30 protein-coding genes are annotated in these 17,779 nt (G+C 46.4%); all 30 read right to left on the bottom strand.

Annotation, left to right across the window (positions count from 1 at the left end):
* Window positions 1-251: 251 nt before the first annotated feature.
* Window positions 252-632 carry a 50S ribosomal protein L17 gene (gene rplQ, locus RH46_RS05515; RefSeq protein WP_004410405.1) on the bottom strand — a complete coding sequence of 127 codons (381 nt, stop codon included), beginning with the start codon at window positions 630-632 and terminating at the stop codon, window positions 252-254.
* Window positions 633-657: 25 nt separating this feature from the next.
* Window positions 658-1,650 carry a DNA-directed RNA polymerase subunit alpha gene (locus RH46_RS05510; RefSeq protein WP_004410407.1) on the bottom strand — a complete coding sequence of 331 codons (993 nt, stop codon included), beginning with the start codon at window positions 1,648-1,650 and terminating at the stop codon, window positions 658-660.
* Window positions 1,651-1,674: 24 nt separating this feature from the next.
* Window positions 1,675-2,295: a 30S ribosomal protein S4 gene (rpsD, locus tag RH46_RS05505; protein WP_006878395.1), complete on the bottom strand. Its 621-nt coding sequence runs from the start codon at window positions 2,293-2,295 to the stop codon at window positions 1,675-1,677.
* A 27-nt stretch (window positions 2,296-2,322) separates the two neighbouring features.
* Window positions 2,323-2,712: a 30S ribosomal protein S11 gene (rpsK, locus tag RH46_RS05500; RefSeq protein ID WP_001118870.1), complete on the bottom strand. Its 390-nt coding sequence runs from the start codon at window positions 2,710-2,712 to the stop codon at window positions 2,323-2,325.
* Between the two features lie 18 nt (window positions 2,713-2,730).
* Window positions 2,731-3,087 carry a 30S ribosomal protein S13 gene (rpsM, locus tag RH46_RS05495; RefSeq protein WP_005450559.1) on the bottom strand — a complete coding sequence of 119 codons (357 nt, stop codon included), beginning with the start codon at window positions 3,085-3,087 and terminating at the stop codon, window positions 2,731-2,733.
* A 147-nt stretch (window positions 3,088-3,234) separates the two neighbouring features.
* The gene (gene rpmJ / locus RH46_RS05490; protein WP_000868186.1) at window positions 3,235-3,348 is read right to left on the bottom strand and encodes a 50S ribosomal protein L36; all 114 of its coding nucleotides are present in this window, start codon (window positions 3,346-3,348) and stop codon (window positions 3,235-3,237) included.
* A 27-nt stretch (window positions 3,349-3,375) separates the two neighbouring features.
* A complete protein-coding gene (secY, locus tag RH46_RS05485) occupies window positions 3,376-4,710 on the bottom strand; it encodes a preprotein translocase subunit SecY (RefSeq protein ID WP_004410423.1) in 1,335 nt (444 codons plus the stop codon).
* Window positions 4,711-4,730: 20 nt separating this feature from the next.
* Window positions 4,731-5,165, bottom strand: a complete 435-nt coding sequence (gene rplO, locus RH46_RS05480) for a 50S ribosomal protein L15 (protein WP_006878394.1) — start codon at window positions 5,163-5,165, stop codon at window positions 4,731-4,733.
* Window positions 5,166-5,170: 5 nt separating this feature from the next.
* The gene (gene rpmD / locus RH46_RS05475) at window positions 5,171-5,347 is read right to left on the bottom strand and encodes a 50S ribosomal protein L30 (RefSeq protein WP_004410429.1); all 177 of its coding nucleotides are present in this window, start codon (window positions 5,345-5,347) and stop codon (window positions 5,171-5,173) included.
* Between the two features lie 7 nt (window positions 5,348-5,354).
* A complete protein-coding gene (rpsE, locus tag RH46_RS05470; RefSeq protein WP_004745894.1) occupies window positions 5,355-5,858 on the bottom strand; it encodes a 30S ribosomal protein S5 in 504 nt (167 codons plus the stop codon).
* 14 nt (window positions 5,859-5,872) lie between these two features.
* The gene (gene rplR, locus RH46_RS05465; protein ID WP_006878393.1) at window positions 5,873-6,226 is read right to left on the bottom strand and encodes a 50S ribosomal protein L18; all 354 of its coding nucleotides are present in this window, start codon (window positions 6,224-6,226) and stop codon (window positions 5,873-5,875) included.
* 9 nt (window positions 6,227-6,235) lie between these two features.
* Complete coding sequence (gene rplF, locus RH46_RS05460; protein WP_006878392.1) at window positions 6,236-6,769, bottom strand: 50S ribosomal protein L6; 534 nt, start codon at window positions 6,767-6,769, stop codon at window positions 6,236-6,238.
* Window positions 6,770-6,781: 12 nt separating this feature from the next.
* Window positions 6,782-7,174 (bottom strand): 30S ribosomal protein S8, encoded by a 393-nt coding sequence (gene rpsH, locus RH46_RS05455; RefSeq protein WP_006878391.1) that lies wholly within the window; start codon window positions 7,172-7,174, stop codon window positions 6,782-6,784.
* Between the two features lie 29 nt (window positions 7,175-7,203).
* A complete protein-coding gene (rpsN, locus tag RH46_RS05450) occupies window positions 7,204-7,509 on the bottom strand; it encodes a 30S ribosomal protein S14 (protein ID WP_004745888.1) in 306 nt (101 codons plus the stop codon).
* A 17-nt stretch (window positions 7,510-7,526) separates the two neighbouring features.
* Entirely contained in the window at window positions 7,527-8,066 is a 540-nt protein-coding gene (rplE, locus tag RH46_RS05445) for a 50S ribosomal protein L5 (RefSeq protein ID WP_005450569.1), read from the bottom strand.
* A 23-nt stretch (window positions 8,067-8,089) separates the two neighbouring features.
* Window positions 8,090-8,407, bottom strand: coding sequence for a 50S ribosomal protein L24 (gene rplX, locus RH46_RS05440; RefSeq protein ID WP_004745885.1), 318 nt, complete (start codon window positions 8,405-8,407; stop codon window positions 8,090-8,092).
* 13 nt (window positions 8,408-8,420) lie between these two features.
* The gene (rplN, locus tag RH46_RS05435; RefSeq protein ID WP_004745883.1) at window positions 8,421-8,792 is read right to left on the bottom strand and encodes a 50S ribosomal protein L14; all 372 of its coding nucleotides are present in this window, start codon (window positions 8,790-8,792) and stop codon (window positions 8,421-8,423) included.
* A 164-nt stretch (window positions 8,793-8,956) separates the two neighbouring features.
* A complete protein-coding gene (gene rpsQ / locus RH46_RS05430) occupies window positions 8,957-9,211 on the bottom strand; it encodes a 30S ribosomal protein S17 (protein WP_006878390.1) in 255 nt (84 codons plus the stop codon).
* Window positions 9,211-9,402, bottom strand: a complete 192-nt coding sequence (rpmC, locus tag RH46_RS05425; RefSeq protein WP_004410456.1) for a 50S ribosomal protein L29 — start codon at window positions 9,400-9,402, stop codon at window positions 9,211-9,213. Before rpmC ends, rpsQ begins: the two co-directional genes overlap by 1 nt.
* Complete coding sequence (gene rplP, locus RH46_RS05420; RefSeq protein WP_004410459.1) at window positions 9,402-9,812, bottom strand: 50S ribosomal protein L16; 411 nt, start codon at window positions 9,810-9,812, stop codon at window positions 9,402-9,404. Before rplP ends, rpmC begins: the two co-directional genes overlap by 1 nt.
* A gap of 11 nt (window positions 9,813-9,823) precedes the next feature.
* Window positions 9,824-10,522, bottom strand: coding sequence for a 30S ribosomal protein S3 (rpsC, locus tag RH46_RS05415; RefSeq protein ID WP_005471060.1), 699 nt, complete (start codon window positions 10,520-10,522; stop codon window positions 9,824-9,826).
* 19 nt (window positions 10,523-10,541) lie between these two features.
* On the bottom strand, window positions 10,542-10,874 hold the full coding sequence (gene rplV / locus RH46_RS05410) for a 50S ribosomal protein L22 (RefSeq protein WP_004745877.1): 333 nt from the start codon (window positions 10,872-10,874) through the stop codon (window positions 10,542-10,544).
* 10 nt (window positions 10,875-10,884) lie between these two features.
* The gene (gene rpsS / locus RH46_RS05405; protein ID WP_004745876.1) at window positions 10,885-11,163 is read right to left on the bottom strand and encodes a 30S ribosomal protein S19; all 279 of its coding nucleotides are present in this window, start codon (window positions 11,161-11,163) and stop codon (window positions 10,885-10,887) included.
* A 22-nt stretch (window positions 11,164-11,185) separates the two neighbouring features.
* A complete protein-coding gene (rplB, locus tag RH46_RS05400) occupies window positions 11,186-12,010 on the bottom strand; it encodes a 50S ribosomal protein L2 (RefSeq protein ID WP_006878389.1) in 825 nt (274 codons plus the stop codon).
* A 15-nt stretch (window positions 12,011-12,025) separates the two neighbouring features.
* A complete protein-coding gene (gene rplW, locus RH46_RS05395; protein ID WP_004398471.1) occupies window positions 12,026-12,328 on the bottom strand; it encodes a 50S ribosomal protein L23 in 303 nt (100 codons plus the stop codon).
* Entirely contained in the window at window positions 12,325-12,927 is a 603-nt protein-coding gene (gene rplD / locus RH46_RS05390) for a 50S ribosomal protein L4 (RefSeq protein ID WP_006878388.1), read from the bottom strand. Before rplD ends, rplW begins: the two co-directional genes overlap by 4 nt.
* Before the next feature lie 17 nt (window positions 12,928-12,944).
* Window positions 12,945-13,574: a 50S ribosomal protein L3 gene (gene rplC, locus RH46_RS05385; RefSeq protein ID WP_006878387.1), complete on the bottom strand. Its 630-nt coding sequence runs from the start codon at window positions 13,572-13,574 to the stop codon at window positions 12,945-12,947.
* Window positions 13,575-13,588: 14 nt separating this feature from the next.
* Entirely contained in the window at window positions 13,589-13,900 is a 312-nt protein-coding gene (rpsJ, locus tag RH46_RS05380; RefSeq protein ID WP_004410492.1) for a 30S ribosomal protein S10, read from the bottom strand.
* 614 nt (window positions 13,901-14,514) lie between these two features.
* The gene (rlmB, locus tag RH46_RS05375) at window positions 14,515-15,252 is read right to left on the bottom strand and encodes a 23S rRNA (guanosine(2251)-2'-O)-methyltransferase RlmB (protein WP_006878386.1); all 738 of its coding nucleotides are present in this window, start codon (window positions 15,250-15,252) and stop codon (window positions 14,515-14,517) included.
* Window positions 15,253-15,273: 21 nt separating this feature from the next.
* Window positions 15,274-17,727, bottom strand: a complete 2,454-nt coding sequence (gene rnr / locus RH46_RS05370) for a ribonuclease R (RefSeq protein WP_006878385.1) — start codon at window positions 17,725-17,727, stop codon at window positions 15,274-15,276.
* Between the last annotated feature and the right edge of the window lie 52 nt (window positions 17,728-17,779).

Genomic DNA, 17,779 nt, shown 5'->3' with positions numbered 1-17,779 from the left:
GGATTTTAGACGTGAGTACCCAACAAAAAGCTCTGGTTCAGATACCTGCCTCACAGCTATAACGTGCACCTCTCGAAGGACGGAGTCCGGTCTCGATTCTCGGAGCGAAGCGTTCTAACATCTCGCAGGACGAAGTCCGTTCTCGAAGCGAAGCGTTCTAAACTCTCGCAGGGCGCAGCCCGCTCTTTCCCTACCTCCAGAACGCAAAAAAGCCGAGCTAATGCTCGGCTTTTTCGTTCTTACGAACCTGATTACTCAGCAGCTTCTTCAGCAGCTGGGCGATCTACAAGCTCAATGTAAGCCATTGGAGCTTTATCACCAGTACGGAAACCAGCTTTTAGGATACGAGTGTAACCGCCCTGACGAGCAGCAAAACGTGGACCTAGTTCGTTAAATAGTTTTGCAACTACTTCGTTGTCACGAGTACGTGCAAATGCTAGACGACGGTTAGCAACGCTGTCAGTCTTAGCTAGTGTAATCAAAGGCTCAACTACGCGACGTAGCTCTTTTGCTTTTGGCAATGTAGTCTTGATAACTTCATGACGTACTAGAGAGCTAGCCATGTTGCTAAACATCGCTTTACGATGTGAGCTGTTGCGGTTGAGTTGACGACCACTCTTACGATGGCGCATGACCTAATCCTTCTAACTTTATCGATTAATCTTCAGCGATAGACGCTGGTGGCCAGTTTTCTAGGCGCATGCCCAGAGAAAGACCACGTGATGCAAGTACGTCTTTAATCTCAGTAAGAGATTTTTTACCAAGGTTAGGCGTTTTAAGTAGCTCAACCTCAGTACGCTGTACAAGATCACCGATGTAGTGAATCGCTTCTGCTTTCAGACAGTTAGCAGAGCGAACTGTTAGTTCAAGATCGTCTACAGGACGCAGTAGGATCGGATCGAATTCTGGCTTCTCTTCCTTCTCCTCAGGTACACGTACATCACGAAGATCTACGAACGCATCCAATTGCTCAGCTAGGATAGTAGCTGCGCGACGGATTGCTTCCTCAGGGTCTAGAGTACCGTTCGTTTCCATGTCGATAACAAGCTTGTCTAAGTCTGTACGCTGCTCTACACGAGCTGCTTCAACAGAGTAAGCAATCTTGTCTACTGGGCTGTACGTAGCGTCAACCAGTAGGCGACCAATAGGACGCTCATCTTCTTCAGTATGGATACGAGCCGAAGCTGGAACATAACCACGACCACGTTCAACTTTGATACGCATAGCGATCTCAGCGTTGTCATCCGTTAGGTGACAAATAACGTGTTCAGGGTTAGCGATCTCTACATCACCATCATGGGTGATGTCACCTGCAACCACAGGGCCCGAGCCTGATTTGTTCAAAGTAATGAACACTTCATCTTTGCCTTCGGCAACGCGTACAGCAAGACCTTTAAGGTTAAGTAGGATTTCAAGAATATCTTCTTGAACGCCTTCTTTAGTGCTGTACTCATGAAGTACGCCTTCGATTTCTACTTCTGTTACAGCACAACCTGGCATAGAAGATAGAAGAATACGGCGAAGTGCATTACCAAGAGTATGGCCAAAACCACGCTCTAATGGCTCAAGAGTTACTTTTGCGTGAGTCGTGCTAACCTGTTCGATGTCAACAAGACGTGGCTTAAGAAATTCTGTTACAGAACCCTGCATTGTGTCCTCTCTTTAGTTTAAACCTTACTTAGAGTAAAGCTCGACGATCAATTGTTCGTTGATGTCAGCAGATAGATCTGAACGCTCAGGCAGACGCTTGAACGTACCTTCCATCTTACCACCATCTACTTCAATCCAAGTTGGTTTTTCACGTTGTTCAGCAACTTCTAGAGCCGCTTTAATACGAGATTGCTGTTTAGCTTTCTCGCGGATAGAAACAACGTCATTAGCCGCAACTTTGAACGAAGGAATGTTTACAACTTTACCGTTAACTAGGATAGCTTTGTGGCTAACTAGCTGACGTGCTTCTGCGCGAGTTGCGCCAAAGCCCATGCGGTAAACTACGTTATCAAGACGACCTTCAAGAAGCTGAAGCAGGTTTTCACCTGTGTTGCCTTTAAGGCGAGCAGCTTCTTTGTAGTAGTTACGGAATTGTTTTTCTAGAACGCCGTACATACGACGAACTTTTTGCTTCTCACGAAGCTGAACGCCATACTCAGATAGACGACCGCGACGAGCGCCGTGTACACCTGGTGCGTTATCAATTTTACACTTGGTATCGATCGCGCGTACACCAGACTTAAGGAATAAGTCAGTACCTTCGCGACGGCTAAGCTTCAGCTTAGGACCCAAATATCTTGCCATGATCTTTCTCCAGTAATCTAAAAAACGTTATACGCGACGTTTCTTAGGTGGACGACAACCGTTATGAGGGATTGGTGTAGCATCAACGATGTTTGTGATGCGGAAACCAGCAGCGTTCAGTGCGCGAACAGTAGATTCACGACCTGGACCTGGACCCTTAACCATAACTTCCAAGTTCTTTAGACCGTACTCTTTAGCCATTTCAGCACAACGCTCAGCAGCAACCTGTGCAGCGAACGGAGTAGACTTACGAGAACCACGGAAACCTGAACCACCTGCAGTAGCCCATGCAAGAGCATTACCTTGACGGTCAGTGATAGTTACGATTGTGTTATTGAAAGATGCATGGATGTGCGCAACGCCATCTGCAACTTGCTTGCGTACGCGCTTACGAGCGCGAGTTGGTTGTTTAGCCATTGTACTCTACCTTCCCGATTATTTCTTGATCGGCTTACGCGGACCCTTACGGGTGCGAGCATTGGTTTTAGTACGCTGTCCACGTAGTGGTAGACTGCGACGATGACGAAGACCACGGTAACAGCCAAGGTCCATAAGACGCTTGATGTTCATTGATACTTCACGACGTAGATCACCTTCTACAGTGTACTTAGCTACACCATCACGCAGTTGATCGATCTGCTCTTCAGTTAGTTCACTGATCTTAACATCTTCAGCAATACCCACTTCAGCTAGAATAGCTTGAGAACGAGTCTTACCGATACCGTAGATCGCAGTTAGTGCGATTACAGCATGTTTTTGATCAGGAATGTTAATGCCTGCAATACGGGCCATTATTCACTCCTAGTGTTTCATAAAAGAATTAGCCGCAGCAAAGCCCGTCTCGGATACGCTGCGGAATACTACTTCTTTTGCACGCAAAAGGTAGGCCGAGGAATATACTCGACACTACCTTATATTTCAAGTAAAAATTTCTGCTAATTAGCCTTGGCGCTGCTTGTGCTTTGGCTCACTGCAAATCACGCGAACAACACCGTTACGCTTGATAACTTTACAGTTACGGCAGATTTTTTTAACGGAAGCACGAACTTTCATTGCTAAACTCCGTAAATGAAACCTAAATTAACGGCCGTAGCCCTTTAGGTTTGCCTTTTTCAACACAGAATCATACTGTTGGGACATCAGATGAGTCTGTACCTGTGCCATAAAGTCCATAATTACAACAACTACGATTAGTAGTGATGTACCGCCGAAGTAGAAACGTACGTTCCACGCGACCATCATGAACTCCGGAATCAGACAGATAAAGGTAATGTAAAGCGCACCAGCAAGGGTTAAACGCGTCATTACTTTATCAATATACTTAGCTGTCTGCTCACCTGGGCGGATGCCGGGTACGAATGCACCTGACTTCTTCAAATTATCTGCTGTTTCACGCGGGTTGAATACCAACGCCGTGTAGAAGAAACAGAAGAAAATTATAGCTGCTGCATAAAGCATTACATACAGAGGTTGACCTGGGCTAAGAGCCAATGACACGTCAGTTAACCAACCGAACGCGCTGCTCTCACCATTCTGACCAAACCACTGAGCCAGTGTTCCTGGGAACAGGATAATGCTTGACGCAAAGATTGCTGGAATAACACCTGCCATATTAATTTTAAGTGGCAAGTGAGTGCTTTGTGCAGCAAATACCTTACGACCTTGTTGACGCTTCGCGTAGTTTACAACGATTCGACGTTGACCACGCTCCATGAAAACAACGAAGTAGATAACTGCAAAAGCTAGTACAGCAATCAACAACAGAAGAAGTACATGCAATTCACCTTGACGCGCTTGCTCGATTGTTTGACCGATTGCAGAAGGCAATCCAGCAACAATACCTGCAAAAATCAGTAACGAAATACCGTTACCAATACCACGCTCAGTAATTTGTTCACCTAACCACATCAAGAACATGGTGCCGGTTACTAAACTTACGGTAGCAATAAGCGTAAACATGGTTTGGTTGATAACAACCAGATTATCGACCATGTTTGGTAGGCCTGTTGCGATACCTATAGCCTGGAATGTTGCAAGTACAAGCGTGCCGTAGCGTGTGTATTGGCTGATCTTACGACGGCCTGCTTCACCCTCTTTTTTGAGTTCAGCTAACGCTGGATGAACTACAGTTAGCAGTTGGACAACAATAGATGCCGAAATATACGGCATGATGCCCAACGCTAATATAGATGCACGCTCAAGAGCACCACCGGAGAACATGTTAAACATTTCAACGATGGTACCTTTTTGCTGTTCGAACAAATCGGCAAGTACAGCAGCGTCAATACCAGGAATCGGCACGAAAGAGCCGGCTCGGAATACTAAAAGTGCACCAATTACGAATAACAAGCGCGACTTTAGTTCACTTAAGCCGCTCTGAGCACTACGAAAATCTTGTCCTGGTTTCTTAGCCATCTGTACCTCGTTCCTCGAGATTATTCCTCGATTTTACCGCCTGCAGCTTCGATTGCAGCTTTAGCGCCTTTAGTCACACGTAGACCTTTAACAGTCACTGCTTTGTTAATTTCACCAGATAGAACAACTTTTACAAATTCGATGTTCTTAGTGATAACGTTAGCAGCTTTAAGGCTGTTTAGATCTACTACGTCACCAGTTACTTTCGCTAGCTCAGCTAGACGAACTTCAGCAGACACTAGGCTCTTACGAGAAGTGAAACCGAATTTTGGTAGACGTTGTTTCAGAGGCATCTGACCGCCTTCAAAACCTGGACGAACTGAACCGCCAGAACGTGACTTTTGACCTTTGTGGCCACGGCCACCAGTCTTACCTAGGCCAGAACCGATACCGCGACCTACGCGTTTAGCAGCAGTCTTAGCACCAGCAGCTGGTGATAGAGTATTCAAACGCATTCTGATTACTCCTCAACTTTAACCATGTAGTAAACCTTGTTGATCATGCCGCGCACGCACGGAGTATCTTCAAGTTCTACTGTGTGGTTGATTTTACGAAGGCCTAGACCTTTAAGACACGCTTTGTGCTTAGGTAGACGACCAATTGAGCTTTTAGTTTGAGTTACTTTAATAGTTGCCATGGTGTTCTTACTCCGAAATAGATTCAACAGTTAGACCACGTTTAGCAGCAACCATTTCTGGCGACTTCATGCTACCTAGTGCATCGATCGTAGCACGAACGATGTTGATAGGGTTCGTAGAACCGTATGCTTTAGATAGTACGTTGTGTACACCAGCAACTTCTAGTACTGCACGCATCGCACCACCTGCGATTACACCAGTACCTTCAGCAGCAGGCTGCATGTAAACTTTAGAGCCCGAATGGCGACCTTTCACCGGGTGGTGAAGAGTGCCTTCGTTAAGCGCGATCGTAGTCATGTTACGACGTGCTTTTTCCATTGCTTTTTGAATCGCTGCAGGTACTTCACGAGCTTTGCCGTAACCGAAACCTACGCGACCGTTACCGTCACCAACTACTGTTAGTGCAGTAAAGCTCATGATTCGACCACCTTTAACCGTTTTAGAAACACGGTTAACTGCGATTAGCTTTTCTTGCAAATCATTCGCTTGAACTTGTTGTTCTTTAGCCATCTTCCAACCCTACCTTAGAATTTCAGACCAGCTTCGCGAGCAGATTCTGCTAGCGCCGCCACTCGACCGTGGTATTGGAAACCAGAACGATCAAATGCAACTGCGTCTACGCCTTTTTCAAGAGCGCGCTCAGCAACAGCTTTACCTACTGCTTTAGCTGCATCGATGTTACCAGTGTTCTTAACTTGCTCACGGATCGCTTTTTCTACAGTAGAAGCTGCTGCGATAACCTCAGAGCCGTTAGCTGCAATAACCTGAGCGTACACGTGACGAGGAGTACGGTGTACTACTAGGCGAGTTGCACCCAGTTCTGCAATCTTACGACGTGCACGTGTAGCACGACGGATGCGAGATGCTTTCTTATCCATAGTGTTACCTTACTTCTTCTTAGCTTCTTTAGTACGCACATTTTCATCTGCGTAACGAACACCTTTACCTTTGTAAGGCTCAGGCTCACGGTAAGAACGAATGTCAGCCGCAACCTGACCAACAAGTTGTTTGTCACAACCAGTGATCACGATTTCAGTTTGGCTTGGACACTCAGCTTTAATACCCGCTGGCAGTTCATGCTCAACTGGGTGAGAGAAGCCTAGAGTTAGACCTACAGCGTTGCCTTTGATAGCAGCACGGTAACCAACACCCTTAAGGGTTAGCTTCTTAGTAAAGCCTTCAGTAACGCCAACAACCATGTTGTTAACTAGAGCGCGAGCAGTACCTGCTTGTGCCCATGCGTTAACTACACCTTCGCGTGGACCGAAAGTAAGATTGTTTTCTTCCTGAGCTACAACTACCGCATCGTTAAGAACGCGTGATAGTTCGCCTTTAGCACCTTTTACAGTGATTTCTTGGCCGTTTAGTTTCACCTCTACGCCAGCTGGAATAGCGACAGGTGCTTTAGCAACACGAGACATATTCTACTCCTATTACGCTACGTAGCAGATGATTTCACCACCAAGACCTGCTTTACGTGCAGCGCGGTCTGACATAAGACCCTTGGAAGTTGAAACGATAGCAACACCAAGACCACCCATTACAGAAGGAAGTTCATCTTTCTTCTTGTAAACACGTAGACCTGGACGAGAAACACGTTTAAGTTGCTCGATTACTGGTTTAGCTTGGAAGTACTTAAGAGTAACTTCAAGCTCAGGTTTAACTTCGCCTTCAACAGCGAAATCAGTGATGTAACCTTCAGCTTTTAGTAGTGCAGCAATTGCAACTTTAAGCTTTGAAGAAGGCATTTTAACAGCAACTTTGTTTGCTGCCTGACCGTTACGAACGCGGGTCAGCATATCCGAAATCGGATCTTGCATGCTCATATGATTTACTCCAAATGATTAAGTGGCAATTACCAGCTAGCCTTACGAAGACCCGGAATCTCGCCTTTCATGCAAGCTTCACGAACCTTAATACGGCTTAGACCGAACTTACGTAGGTAACCGTGTGGACGACCAGTTTGGTTGCAACGGTTGCGCTGACGTGATGCACTTGAATCACGTGGAAGAGATTGCAGTTTAAGAACCGCATTCCAACGATCTTCTTCTGATGCGTTTACATCGCTAATGATAGCTTTAAGCGCTGAACGCTTTTCAGCGAACTTAGCTACAAGCTTCGCACGTTTTGCTTCACGTGCTTTCATTGAATTTTTAGCCATAACAGTAACCCTTCACCTTACTTACGGAATGGGAAGTTAAAGGCAGCCAGCAGAGCACGGCCTTCCTCATCAGTACCAGCAGACGTCGTAATAGTGATGTCTAGACCGCGTACTCGATCAACTTTATCAAAGTCGATTTCCGGGAAGATGATTTGCTCGCGAACGCCCATGCTGTAGTTACCGCGTCCGTCAAAAGACTTAGCGCTAACGCCACGGAAGTCACGTACACGTGGAAGAGCGATTGAAATTAAACGCTCAAGAAAATCCCACATACGTTCGCCACGCAAGGTTACTTTACAACCGATAGGGTAGCCTTCACGGATTTTGAAACCTGCAACAGATTTACGCGCTTTAGTGATAAGTGGCTTTTGACCAGAGATCGTTGCCATATCAGCAGCTGCGTTTTCTAGCAGTTTCTTATCGTTGATTGCTTCACCAACACCCATGTTTAGGGTGATTTTCTCGATTCTAGGGACTTGCATGACGCTTGTGTAGCTAAACTGTTTGGTCAGTTCAGCGACTACAGACGACTTGTAGTAATCATGCAGTTTCGCCATAGTAGAACTCCAAATTACTTCTATTAGTTAGAAACGATTTCGTTGTTAGATTTAAAGAAACGAACTTTCTTACCATCTTCAAAACGGAAACCGATACGGTCAGCTTTACCAGTAGCTGCGTTAAAGATTGCAACGTTAGAAGCATCAATAGCTGCTTCTTGTTCAACGATGCCACCTTGTTGACCTAGAGCCGGAACAGGCTTTTGGTGCTTCTTAACAAGGTTGATACCTTCAACGATAACTTTACCAGTTGCTAGAACCTTAGTTACTTTACCTTTCTTGCCTTTGTCTTTACCAGCAAGAACGATTACTTCGTCATTACGACGGATTTTAGCTGCCATTTCTACGTGCTCCTTACAGAACTTCTGGAGCCAGTGAAACGATCTTCATGAACTTATCGCCACGAAGCTCACGTGTCACAGGGCCAAAGATACGTGTACCGATAGGTTGCTCAGTATTGTCGTTAAGCAATACACAAGCATTACGGTCGAAGCGAATGACAGAACCGTCTGGACGACGAACGCCTTTGCGAGTGCGCACGACAACCGCCTTCAGAACATCACCTTTCTTAACTTTACCGCGAGGAATAGCTTCCTTCACAGTAACTTTGATGACGTCACCGATATGTGCATAACGGCGGTGTGAGCCACCCAGGACCTTAATACACATTACCTTGCGCGCGCCAGAGTTATCAGCTGCGTCAAGTGTACTTTGCATTTGGATCATTGTTAGTGCTCCGCTAAATATTAATAACTAGACCCATCACGGGTCGGGCTGCCTCTTTAAAAGGGACGCGAATTGTACCACCCTTTTTTGTGATTGGGTAGTCAAAAAATAAACGGCCCCAAAATAATTTTGGAGCCGTTTAATTTCATAGAATTAGCTAAGGATTAACCTTTCGCTTTTTCTAGAACTTTTACCAAAGTCCAAGACTTAGTCTTAGACAGTGGACGACACTCTGCGATTTCAACTGTGTCGCCTAGGCCACACTCGTTGTTCTCGTCATGTGCGTGTACTTTAGTCGTACGCTTTACGAATTTACCGTAAATTGGGTGTTTCACCATGCGTTCGATAGCAACAACGATAGACTTGTCCATCTTGTCGCTAACTACACGACCTTGTTGAGTACGTTTTACTTCGCTCATTATGCGCCTGCCTTCTCAGTCAAAACAGTTTTCACACGTGCGATATCACGGCGTACAGCTTTCAGAGTATGAGTTTGCTGTAGCTGACCAGTCGCAGCTTGCATACGCAAGTTGAACTGTTCACGTAGCAAATTCAATAGCTCAGCGTTAAGCTCTTCAACGCTTTTCTCGCGTAGATCTTGTGCTTTCATCACATCACCTGCTTAGTTACAAATGTAGTTTTGAATGGCAGTTTGCGAGCCGCTAGACGGAACGCTTCACGAGCCAATTCTTCAGGTACACCACCCATTTCGTACATAACCTTACCAGGTTGGATTTGGGCTACCCAGTACTCAACGTTACCTTTACCCTTACCTTGACGAACTTCAAGTGGTTTTTCTGTGATAGGTTTGTCTGGGAACACACGGATCCAGATTTTACCTTGACGCTTAACGTGACGTGTCATTGCACGACGTGCCGCTTCGATTTGACGAGCAGTTAGACGACCACGGCCAGTAGCTTTAAGACCGAATTCGCCGAAGCTTACATCAGTACCTTTAGCTAGACCACGGTTACGACCTGTCTGAACCTTACGGAACTTAGTACGTTTAGGTTGTAGCATCTGTCGACTCCTTACTTACGGCCTTTGCGCTGCTTCTTAGGCTTATCGCCTTTAGGCTCTACAGCGTTAGCTGCTGGCATACCGCCTAGAATCTCACCTTTGAAGATCCAAACTTTAATGCCGATCACACCGTATTGAGTGTGAGCCGAAGAAGTTGCGTAATCAATGTCAGCACGTAGAGTGTGTAGAGGCACACGGCCTTCACGGTACCACTCTGAACGTGCAATTTCAGCGCCGCCTAGACGACCACTTACTTCTACTTTGATACCTTTAGCACCTAGACGCATTGCGTTTTGTACCGCGCGCTTCATAGCACGACGGAACATAACACGACGCTCTAGCTGAGACGCGATGCTATCACCAACAAGCTGTGCGTCTAGCTCAGGCTTACGTACTTCAGCGATGTTGATTTGCGCTGGTACACCTGCAATTTTAGCTACAGCTGCGCGTAGTTTTTCTACGTCTTCACCTTTCTTACCGATTACTACGCCTGGACGAGCAGTGTGAATAGTCACACGGATGCTCTTAGCAGGACGCTCGATAACGATGCGTGAAAGTGATGCTTTTTTCAGTTCACTTGTAAGGAACTGACGTACCTTGAAGTCGCCGTCTAGGTTGTCAGCGAAATCTTTGGTGTTAGCAAACCATGTAGCATTCCAAGGCTTAACGATGCCTAGACGAATACCATTAGGATGTACTTTTTGACCCATTGCTTACTCTCCTAGTCTCTTAGCGATCTGCTACAACAACAGTGATGTGGCTTGAACGCTTCAAGATACGATCCGCACGACCTTTAGCACGAGGCATAATACGCTTCATGATCGGGCCTTCATCTACGAAGATTTTTGCGACATTTAGATCGTCAATATCTGCGCCTTCATTGTGCTCCGCGTTAGCGATAGCTGACTCAAGAACTTTCTTGATCAGATCAGCAGCTTTTTTGTTGCTGAAAGTCAGGATTTCTAGAGCCTGGTCTACAGATTTTCCACGAATTTGATCCGCAACTAAGCGAGCTTTCTGAGGCGAAATGCGAGCAAAGTTATGTTTAGCTAGTGCTTCCATCATCTACTCCTTAACGCTTCTTAGCTTTCTTATCCACGACATGGCCGCGGTAAGTACGTGTTGGTGCGAATTCACCCAGTTTGTGACCGATCATTTCTTCAGTTACAAATACTGGTACGTGCTGACGACCATTATGGACAGCGATGGTCAAACCGATCATCGTAGGGATGATCATTGAACGACGGGACCAAGTCTTAATAGGCTTTTTGTCTCCGCTTTCCACCGCTTTCTCTACCTTCTTCAGCAAGTGTAGGTCAATAAAAGGACCTTTCTTGAGAGAACGTGGCATGGCGATTCCTCTTTAATATAGATTACTTGTTACGACGACGTACGATGTACTTGTCAGTGCGTTTGTTCTTACGAGTCTTGAAGCCTTTAGTTGGCTGACCCCATGGTGATACTGGATGACGGCCACCAGAAGTACGACCTTCACCACCACCGTGTGGGTGATCTACCGGGTTCATTACTACACCACGTACGGTTGGACGTACGCCGCGCCAGCGTGAAGCACCAGCTTTACCAAGTTCACGTAGCATGTGCTCAGAGTTACCAACTTCACCGATTGTTGCACGGCCTTCAGAAAGTACTTTGCGCATTTCGCCAGAACGTAGACGGATAGTTACGTATGCACCGTCGCGAGCAACGATTTGAGCATATGCACCAGCCGAACGAGCTAGCTGACCACCTTTACCAGGCTTAAGTTCAACGTTGTGTACAGTTGAACCTACTGGGATGTTACGCATTGGTAGAGTGTTACCAGCTTTGATTGGTGCATCAACACCAGACTGGATAGCATCACCAGCTTGAACACCTTTAGGTGCTAGGATGTAACGACGCTCACCGTCTGCGTACAGAACTAGAGCGATGTTAGCGCTACGGTTTGGATCATATTCAAGACGCTCAACTTTCGCTGGGATACCGTCTTTAGTACGTTTGAAGTCAATTACACGGTAGTGGTGCTTGTGACCACCGCCGATGTGACGTACTGTGATACGACCGTTGTTGTTACGACCACCGTTCTTAGAGTTTTTCTCTAGAAGTGGTGCGTATGGCTTGCCCTTGTGTAGGTCAGCGTTAACAACTTTAACAACGTGACGACGACCAGGGGAAGTCGGCTTACATTTAACAATAGCCATTCTTAACTACTCCTGTTATTCCGCGCCGCCAACGAAGTCAAGATCTTGACCTTCTTTCAAAGTAACGTACGCTTTCTTAACGTCGCTGCGGCGACCTTGGCGTAGACCTTGACGTTTGGTCTTACCCTTAGTGATAAGAGTATTTACAGACTTAACTTCAACTTCAAATAGCTTTTCTACAGCTGCTTTGATCTCTTTTTTAGTTGCATCTTTAGCTACTTTGAAAACGATAGTGTTCGCTTTCTCAGCTGCCATAGTTGCTTTTTCAGAGATGTGCGGTGCACGTAGAACTTTTAGGATACGCTCTTCAGTGATCATGCTAGCATCTCCTCAACTTGCTTAACTGCGTCAGCAGTCATTACAACTTTGTCGAACGCGATTAGTGAAACTGGGTCGATACCAGCAACGTCACGTGCGTCAACTTTGTATAGGTTACGAGCAGCTAGGAATAGATTCTCATCTACTTCGCTAGTCACGATTAGAGCGTCAGTTAGCTCAAGCTCTTTCAGCTTAGCTACTAGCTCTTTAGTCTTTGGCGCTTCAACTGAGAAGTTATCAACAACGATTAGACGCTCTTGACGAACTAGCTCAGAAAGAATGCTCTTCATAGCACCGCGGTACATTTTCTTGTTTACTTTTTGGCTGTGATCTTGTGGTTTCGCAGCAAAAGTAACACCACCTGTACGCCAGATTGGGCTACGAATTGTACCAGCACGCGCGCGGCCAGTACCTTTTTGACGCCATGGCTTAGCGCCACCGCCAGAAACTTCTGAACGTGTTTTTTGAGCACGTGTACCTTGACGAGCACCTGCTGCAAATGCAACAACTACTTGGTGTACAAGAGCTTCGTTAAACTCACGTCCGAAAGTAGTTTCGGAAACAGTTAGTGCATCAGCACCTTTAACCATTAGTTCCATTACTTACTCCTGAGACGTTATGCTTTAACAGCTGGTTTAACGATCACGTTGCCACCTGTTGAGCCTGGTACTGCACCTTTGATAAGAAGCAGATTGCGCTCAGCGTCAACACGTACGATCTCTAGGTTTTGAGTCGTTACACGCTCAGCACCCATGTGACCTGCCATTTTCTTGCCTTTAAATACGCGACCTGGAGTTTGACATTGGCCAATAGAACCAGGAGCACGGTGAGACAATGAGTTACCGTGAGTCATATCTTGAGTACGGAAGTTCCAACGCTTAACAGCGCCTTGGAAACCTTTACCTTTAGATGTACCAGTAACGTCTACTTTCTTAGTATCGTTGAATAGTTCAACTGTTAGCTCAGCGCCAACTGCGAACTCTTCACCGTTTTCCAAACGGAATTCCCAAAGACCACGACCAGCTTCAACACCTGCTTTCGCGAAGTGACCTGCTTCTGGTTTAGATACGCGGTTAGCTTTCTTAGCACCAGTAGTAACCTGGATTGCTGCGTAGCCATCTGTCTCAAGAGTTTTAACTTGAGAAACACGGTTAGCTTCAACCTCAACAACAGTTACTGGGATAGAAACGCCTTCTTCAGTAAATACGCGGGTCATGCCCACTTTACGACCGATTAGACCAATCATTCTTCTAATCTCCCTTAACCTAGGCTAATTTGAACGTCAACGCCCGCAGCAAGGTCTAGACGCATTAGAGCATCAACAGTTTTGTCTGTTGGCTCAACGATGTCGATTAGACGCTTGTGAGTACGAATTTCGTACTGGTCACGTGCTTTCTTGTTAACGTGTGGAGAGATAAGAACTGTGAAACGCTCTTTACGAGTAGGTAGTGGGATTGGACCACGAACCTGTGCGCCAGTGCGCTTAGCTGTTTCAACGATTTCCGCTGTAGAAGCATCGATTAGTTTGTAATCGAAAGCTTTTAGGCGGATACGGATACGTTGGTTCTGCATGAGACAGAGCTCCAATATTAAAAATTACACAAACAATATCGCCACTCAAACTCGTCAAGACGAGAGAATGCCGATTGATTTATGTGAAACCGTAGCATCCAAGATTAGGACGCATTGTCAGTTAATTTTCGATTAACTATCCCTACATGTCAGAGTCACCTCTGGGAATAGTTATTCCGAAGAATAGATAGCTAATTGTATTAACCGCGAACATAAGCTGAGTTTACATTACCTGACAAATCAATAAGATAAGTCAGCTCCTCGCTGCTCATTGGTTCACAACTGGCTTAACCAGTGCGCTGCATTATACAGATCACAGTTTTAGTTGCAATAGGTTGTTTGAAAAATAAACGGGGGACGAGATGCGAGATGCGAGATGCGAGATGCGAGATGCGAGATGCGAGATGCGAGATGCGAGATGCGAGATGCGAGATGCGAGAAAATTTTGAAGGGTTGACAGTGTGGGTCAACCCTTTTTTAGATTCAGACAATTAGAGCAAAAGACTTGCCTACACTGCCTGCAACTTTCGACTCGCTCACCACAAGTTCCTCTCGAAGGACGAAGTCCGTTCTAAAATCTCGTAGGGCGACGAAGCGTTCTAGAAGTCCGCTCGTTATGCGAGTCTCTGTCTCACTGCTTCAAACAAACAAATGCCTGATGCTACCGATACGTTGAGGCTCGATACCGTGCCGGCCATAGGAATCTTGATTAGGTCGTCACAGGTTTCACGAGTCAGGCGGCGCATGCCGTCACCTTCCGCACCCATAACGATCGCAAGTGGGCCAGTCAGTTTTGCCTGATAGATGTCGTGAGTTGCTTCACCAGCGGTACCAACAAACCAGATGCCCTGCTCTTGTAGCGTGCGCATCGTACGAGCTAAGTTAGTCACGCGTACTAGCGGTACCATTTCAGCGGCGCCACAAGCCACTTTACTTACTGTTGCCGTAATGTTGGCAGAACGGTCTTTAGGAACGATAACCGCAGCAACACCAGCAGCGTCAGCATTACGTAGGCAGGCACCCAGGTTATGCGGATCGGTGACGCCATCTAATACCAGTAATAACGGAGACTCGTGCTGGGCAATAATGTCATCAAGGTCGTGCTCGTTAAGCTGCTTCGCTGGCTTAACTCGTGCCATGATGCCCTGATGGTTTGCACCACTCGCCTTTTCGTCGAGAGTCTTACGCGTCATCTGCTGAATAGAGACACCACAAACATTCAGTTCGTTTAGGATCGGCAGTAGGCGGTCATCTTGACGACCTTTCAATACGAACGCTTCGATAAAGCGCTCTGGTTCACGACTTAGTACTGCTTTAACTGCGTGAATACCGTAAATATATTCGTTACTCATTTAAAAACCTGTTCGTTTAAATCACTGCGCTGCTTTTTTAGTGCGCTTGGTTTTCTTAGGCTTATTACCAGCCTTTTTCTTGCGAGCTTTAGTGACCTTAGGCTTCTTAGCTGCCTCTTTAGGTTCTGGGCGCTTAGTCGGTTCAACTTCAGCCGATGCTTTAGCTGCTCTGCCACCCTTAGTCGCTGCGCGTTTCTTCTCTTTGGCTTTTCTCTTCGCCTCTGCGGCACGTTTCTTAGCCGTCTTTCCTTCGCCGCGTAGCTTACGACTAGTTTCGACTAATTCAAAGTCTATTTGTCTGTCATCCAGGTTTACCGACAGCACTTTCACTTTAACCGCATCGCCCAATCGGTAAATCGCCCCGAAGCTTTCACCGATAAGTCTCTGACCAATAGGATCAAATTGGTAGTAGTCATTTGCCAGCGCTGAAATATGCACTAATCCATCGATATGTAAGTCAGATAGACGCACAAAGAAACCAAAACCAGTTACATTAGCAATCACGCCGTCAAGTTCTTCGCCAACGTGGTCTTGCATATACTCACACTTGAGCCAATCTGAGACTTCGCGTGTTGCATCGTCAGCACGTCGCTCGGTCATCGAACACTGCTCACCGTAGAAATCCATATCATCAAATGAGTAATGGTAACCACCGGTTGGTGTCCAACGATCTTGGTTTCTGCCTTCTTCTTTAGCAATCAGGTATTTGATTGCACGGTGAAGTAACAAGTCTGGGTAACGACGAATTGGCGAAGTAAAGTGAGCATAACGTTTAAGTGCCAAACCAAAGTGGCCACAGTTATCTGCGTTGTACACCGCCTGCTTCATTGAACGAAGCAACATGGTCTGGATTAACTCTTTGTCCTGACGCTCTGCAATCTGCTTAACCAGATCCGCGTAATCTGTTGGCGACGGTTCAAGGCCACCGTTCAGGTGTAAGCCCAGTTCGCCCAGAAAATCACGGAAACCTTGCAGGCGCAGTTCACCCGGAGATTCGTGAATTCGGTATAGCGCTGCTTCTTTTGCTTTCTCAACCAGTGATGCTGACGCGATGTTAGCCAGAATCATACACTCTTCGATCAGTTTATGAGCATCGTTGCGAATCACTGGTTCAATACTGTCGATCTTACGTTCAGCATTGAAGATGAATTTGGTTTCGACTGTTTCAAACTCAATCGCACCACGGTTATCACGAGCACGTTTCAGCACTTTATACATTTTGTGCAGCTCTTCGAGGTGAGGAACCAGCGGCTCGTAGCGACTACGTAACTCTTCATCACCTTCGAGAATGTCGTGAACCTTGTTGTAGGTAAGACGTGCATGTGAGTTCATCACTGCTTCGTAGTGTTTGTAACCTGATAGTTTACCTGTCTCAGAGATTGTCATCTCACACACCATACACAAGCGGTCAACCTGTGGATTGAGAGAACAAAGTCCATTAGACAGAACTTCAGGTAGCATTGGCACCACCTGAGACGGGAAGTAGACCGAGTTACCACGATTGAGCGCTTCTTTATCCAAAGCGGTCTCTGGTCTTACGTAGTAGCTCACATCTGCGATGGCTACCCAGAGTCGCCAACCGCCACTTTTCTTCGCTTCACAGAAAACGGCGTCATCGAAATCTCGTGCATCTTCGCCGTCAATCGTAACCAGCGGCAAGTCACGTAAATCGACACGACCCACCTTCGCTTCTTCAGGCACTTCCTCGCCCAGATTAGCAATCTGCTTATCAACGGCTTCTGGCCACTCATGGGGAATCTGATGAGTTCGAATCGCAATCTGAGTTTCCATGCCTGGCGCCATGTTTTCGCCCAGAACTTCAACCACCTTACCCATCATGCCGCGAGAGCGTGAACCACGATCGGTAATCTCGATAACGACCACGTTACCCATACGCGCACCTGCACGTAAGTCATTAGGAATAAGAATATCCTGCGAAATACGCGAATCATCCGGCACAACGTACGAGTAGCCATACTCCATAAAGAATCGACCAACAATCTGTGTCTGACGCTCTTCTAAAACTCGAACTAATCGACCTTCCTTACGACCGCGTTTTGAGTTTTCTGTTGGCTGCACCAGTACGTAGTCACCATGAATGATATTTTTCATTTGGTGGTGTGGCAGCACTATGTCGTTGTCTTTACCAACACTGCCTTCTGGGCGCACCCAACCATGACCGTCTTTATGACCAATCACGTAGCCTTTCACCATCTCCAGCTTTTCTGGCAATGCGTAACACTGACGACGAGTAAATACCAACTGACCATCTCGCTCCATAGCACGAAGTCTGCGTCGCAGGCCTTCATAGTGTTCCTCTCCTTTTAACTGCAATGCATCAAAAAGATCGTTGCGATTCATTGGTACACCCGCTTGGCTCAAAAACTCGAGAATAAACTCTCGGCTTGGGATCGGGTTTTCGTAGTTTTCCGATTCACGAGCAGCAAAAGGATCGTTTGGGATAGTGTCTGACATAGGCGCGCCTAATATATAAGGAAGGTTATGACATCTAGTATATCTGAGTCCC

The sequence above is a fragment of the Vibrio brasiliensis LMG 20546 genome, assembly GCF_000189255.1.
GTDB classification, from domain to species: Bacteria; Pseudomonadota; Gammaproteobacteria; order Enterobacterales; family Vibrionaceae; genus Vibrio; species Vibrio brasiliensis.
The sequence above is the reverse complement of the archived record's forward strand: the minus strand, read 5'-3'. Positions and strand labels throughout refer to the sequence as shown.

Coding starts and splice junctions, on each gene's coding strand:
- rpsQ (WP_006878390.1), bottom strand. CDS start 9,211: ATGAGCGAAGTAAAACGTACTCAACAAGGTCGTGTAGTTAGCGACAAG.
- rplE (WP_005450569.1), bottom strand. CDS start 8,066: ATGGCGAAACTGCATGATTACTACAAGTCGTCTGTAGTCGCTGAACTG.
- rpsH (WP_006878391.1), bottom strand. CDS start 7,174: ATGAGCATGCAAGATCCGATTTCGGATATGCTGACCCGCGTTCGTAAC.
- rlmB (WP_006878386.1), bottom strand. CDS start 15,252: ATGAGTAACGAATATATTTACGGTATTCACGCAGTTAAAGCAGTACTA.
- rpsE (WP_004745894.1), bottom strand. CDS start 5,858: ATGGCTAAAGAACAACAAGTTCAAGCGAATGATTTGCAAGAAAAGCTA.
- rplV (WP_004745877.1), bottom strand. CDS start 10,874: ATGGAAGCACTAGCTAAACATAACTTTGCTCGCATTTCGCCTCAGAAA.
- rpmJ (WP_000868186.1), bottom strand. CDS start 3,348: ATGAAAGTTCGTGCTTCCGTTAAAAAAATCTGCCGTAACTGTAAAGTT.
- rpsK (WP_001118870.1), bottom strand. CDS start 2,712: ATGGCTAAACAACCAACTCGCGCTCGTAAGCGCGTACGCAAGCAAGTT.
- rplW (WP_004398471.1), bottom strand. CDS start 12,328: ATGATCACTGAAGAGCGTATCCTAAAAGTTCTACGTGCACCGCACATC.
- rpmC (WP_004410456.1), bottom strand. CDS start 9,402: ATGAAAGCACAAGATCTACGCGAGAAAAGCGTTGAAGAGCTTAACGCT.
- rpsJ (WP_004410492.1), bottom strand. CDS start 13,900: ATGCAGAACCAACGTATCCGTATCCGCCTAAAAGCTTTCGATTACAAA.
- rpsD (WP_006878395.1), bottom strand. CDS start 2,295: ATGGCAAGATATTTGGGTCCTAAGCTGAAGCTTAGCCGTCGCGAAGGT.
- RH46_RS05510 (WP_004410407.1), bottom strand. CDS start 1,650: ATGCAGGGTTCTGTAACAGAATTTCTTAAGCCACGTCTTGTTGACATC.
- rplQ (WP_004410405.1), bottom strand. CDS start 632: ATGCGCCATCGTAAGAGTGGTCGTCAACTCAACCGCAACAGCTCACAT.
- rplF (WP_006878392.1), bottom strand. CDS start 6,769: ATGTCTCGTGTTGCTAAAGCACCTGTCGCTATTCCAGCTGGCGTAGAG.
- rpsS (WP_004745876.1), bottom strand. CDS start 11,163: ATGCCACGTTCTCTCAAGAAAGGTCCTTTTATTGACCTACACTTGCTG.
- rplN (WP_004745883.1), bottom strand. CDS start 8,792: ATGATCCAAATGCAAAGTACACTTGACGCAGCTGATAACTCTGGCGCG.
- rplX (WP_004745885.1), bottom strand. CDS start 8,407: ATGGCAGCTAAAATCCGTCGTAATGACGAAGTAATCGTTCTTGCTGGT.
- rplC (WP_006878387.1), bottom strand. CDS start 13,574: ATGATTGGTCTAATCGGTCGTAAAGTGGGCATGACCCGCGTATTTACT.
- rnr (WP_006878385.1), bottom strand. CDS start 17,727: ATGTCAGACACTATCCCAAACGATCCTTTTGCTGCTCGTGAATCGGAA.
- rpsC (WP_005471060.1), bottom strand. CDS start 10,522: ATGGGTCAAAAAGTACATCCTAATGGTATTCGTCTAGGCATCGTTAAG.
- rpsM (WP_005450559.1), bottom strand. CDS start 3,087: ATGGCCCGTATTGCAGGCATTAACATTCCTGATCAAAAACATGCTGTA.
- rplO (WP_006878394.1), bottom strand. CDS start 5,165: ATGCGTTTGAATACTCTATCACCAGCTGCTGGTGCTAAGACTGCTGCT.
- rpmD (WP_004410429.1), bottom strand. CDS start 5,347: ATGGCAACTATTAAAGTAACTCAAACTAAAAGCTCAATTGGTCGTCTA.
- rplR (WP_006878393.1), bottom strand. CDS start 6,226: ATGGATAAGAAAGCATCTCGCATCCGTCGTGCTACACGTGCACGTCGT.
- rplP (WP_004410459.1), bottom strand. CDS start 9,812: ATGCTACAACCTAAACGTACTAAGTTCCGTAAGGTTCAGACAGGTCGT.
- rplB (WP_006878389.1), bottom strand. CDS start 12,010: ATGGCTATTGTTAAATGTAAGCCGACTTCCCCTGGTCGTCGTCACGTT.
- secY (WP_004410423.1), bottom strand. CDS start 4,710: ATGGCTAAGAAACCAGGACAAGATTTTCGTAGTGCTCAGAGCGGCTTA.
- rpsN (WP_004745888.1), bottom strand. CDS start 7,509: ATGGCTAAAAATTCAATGAAAGCACGTGAAGCAAAACGTGCGAAGCTT.
- rplD (WP_006878388.1), bottom strand. CDS start 12,927: ATGGAACTAATGGTTAAAGGTGCTGATGCACTAACTGTTTCCGAAACT.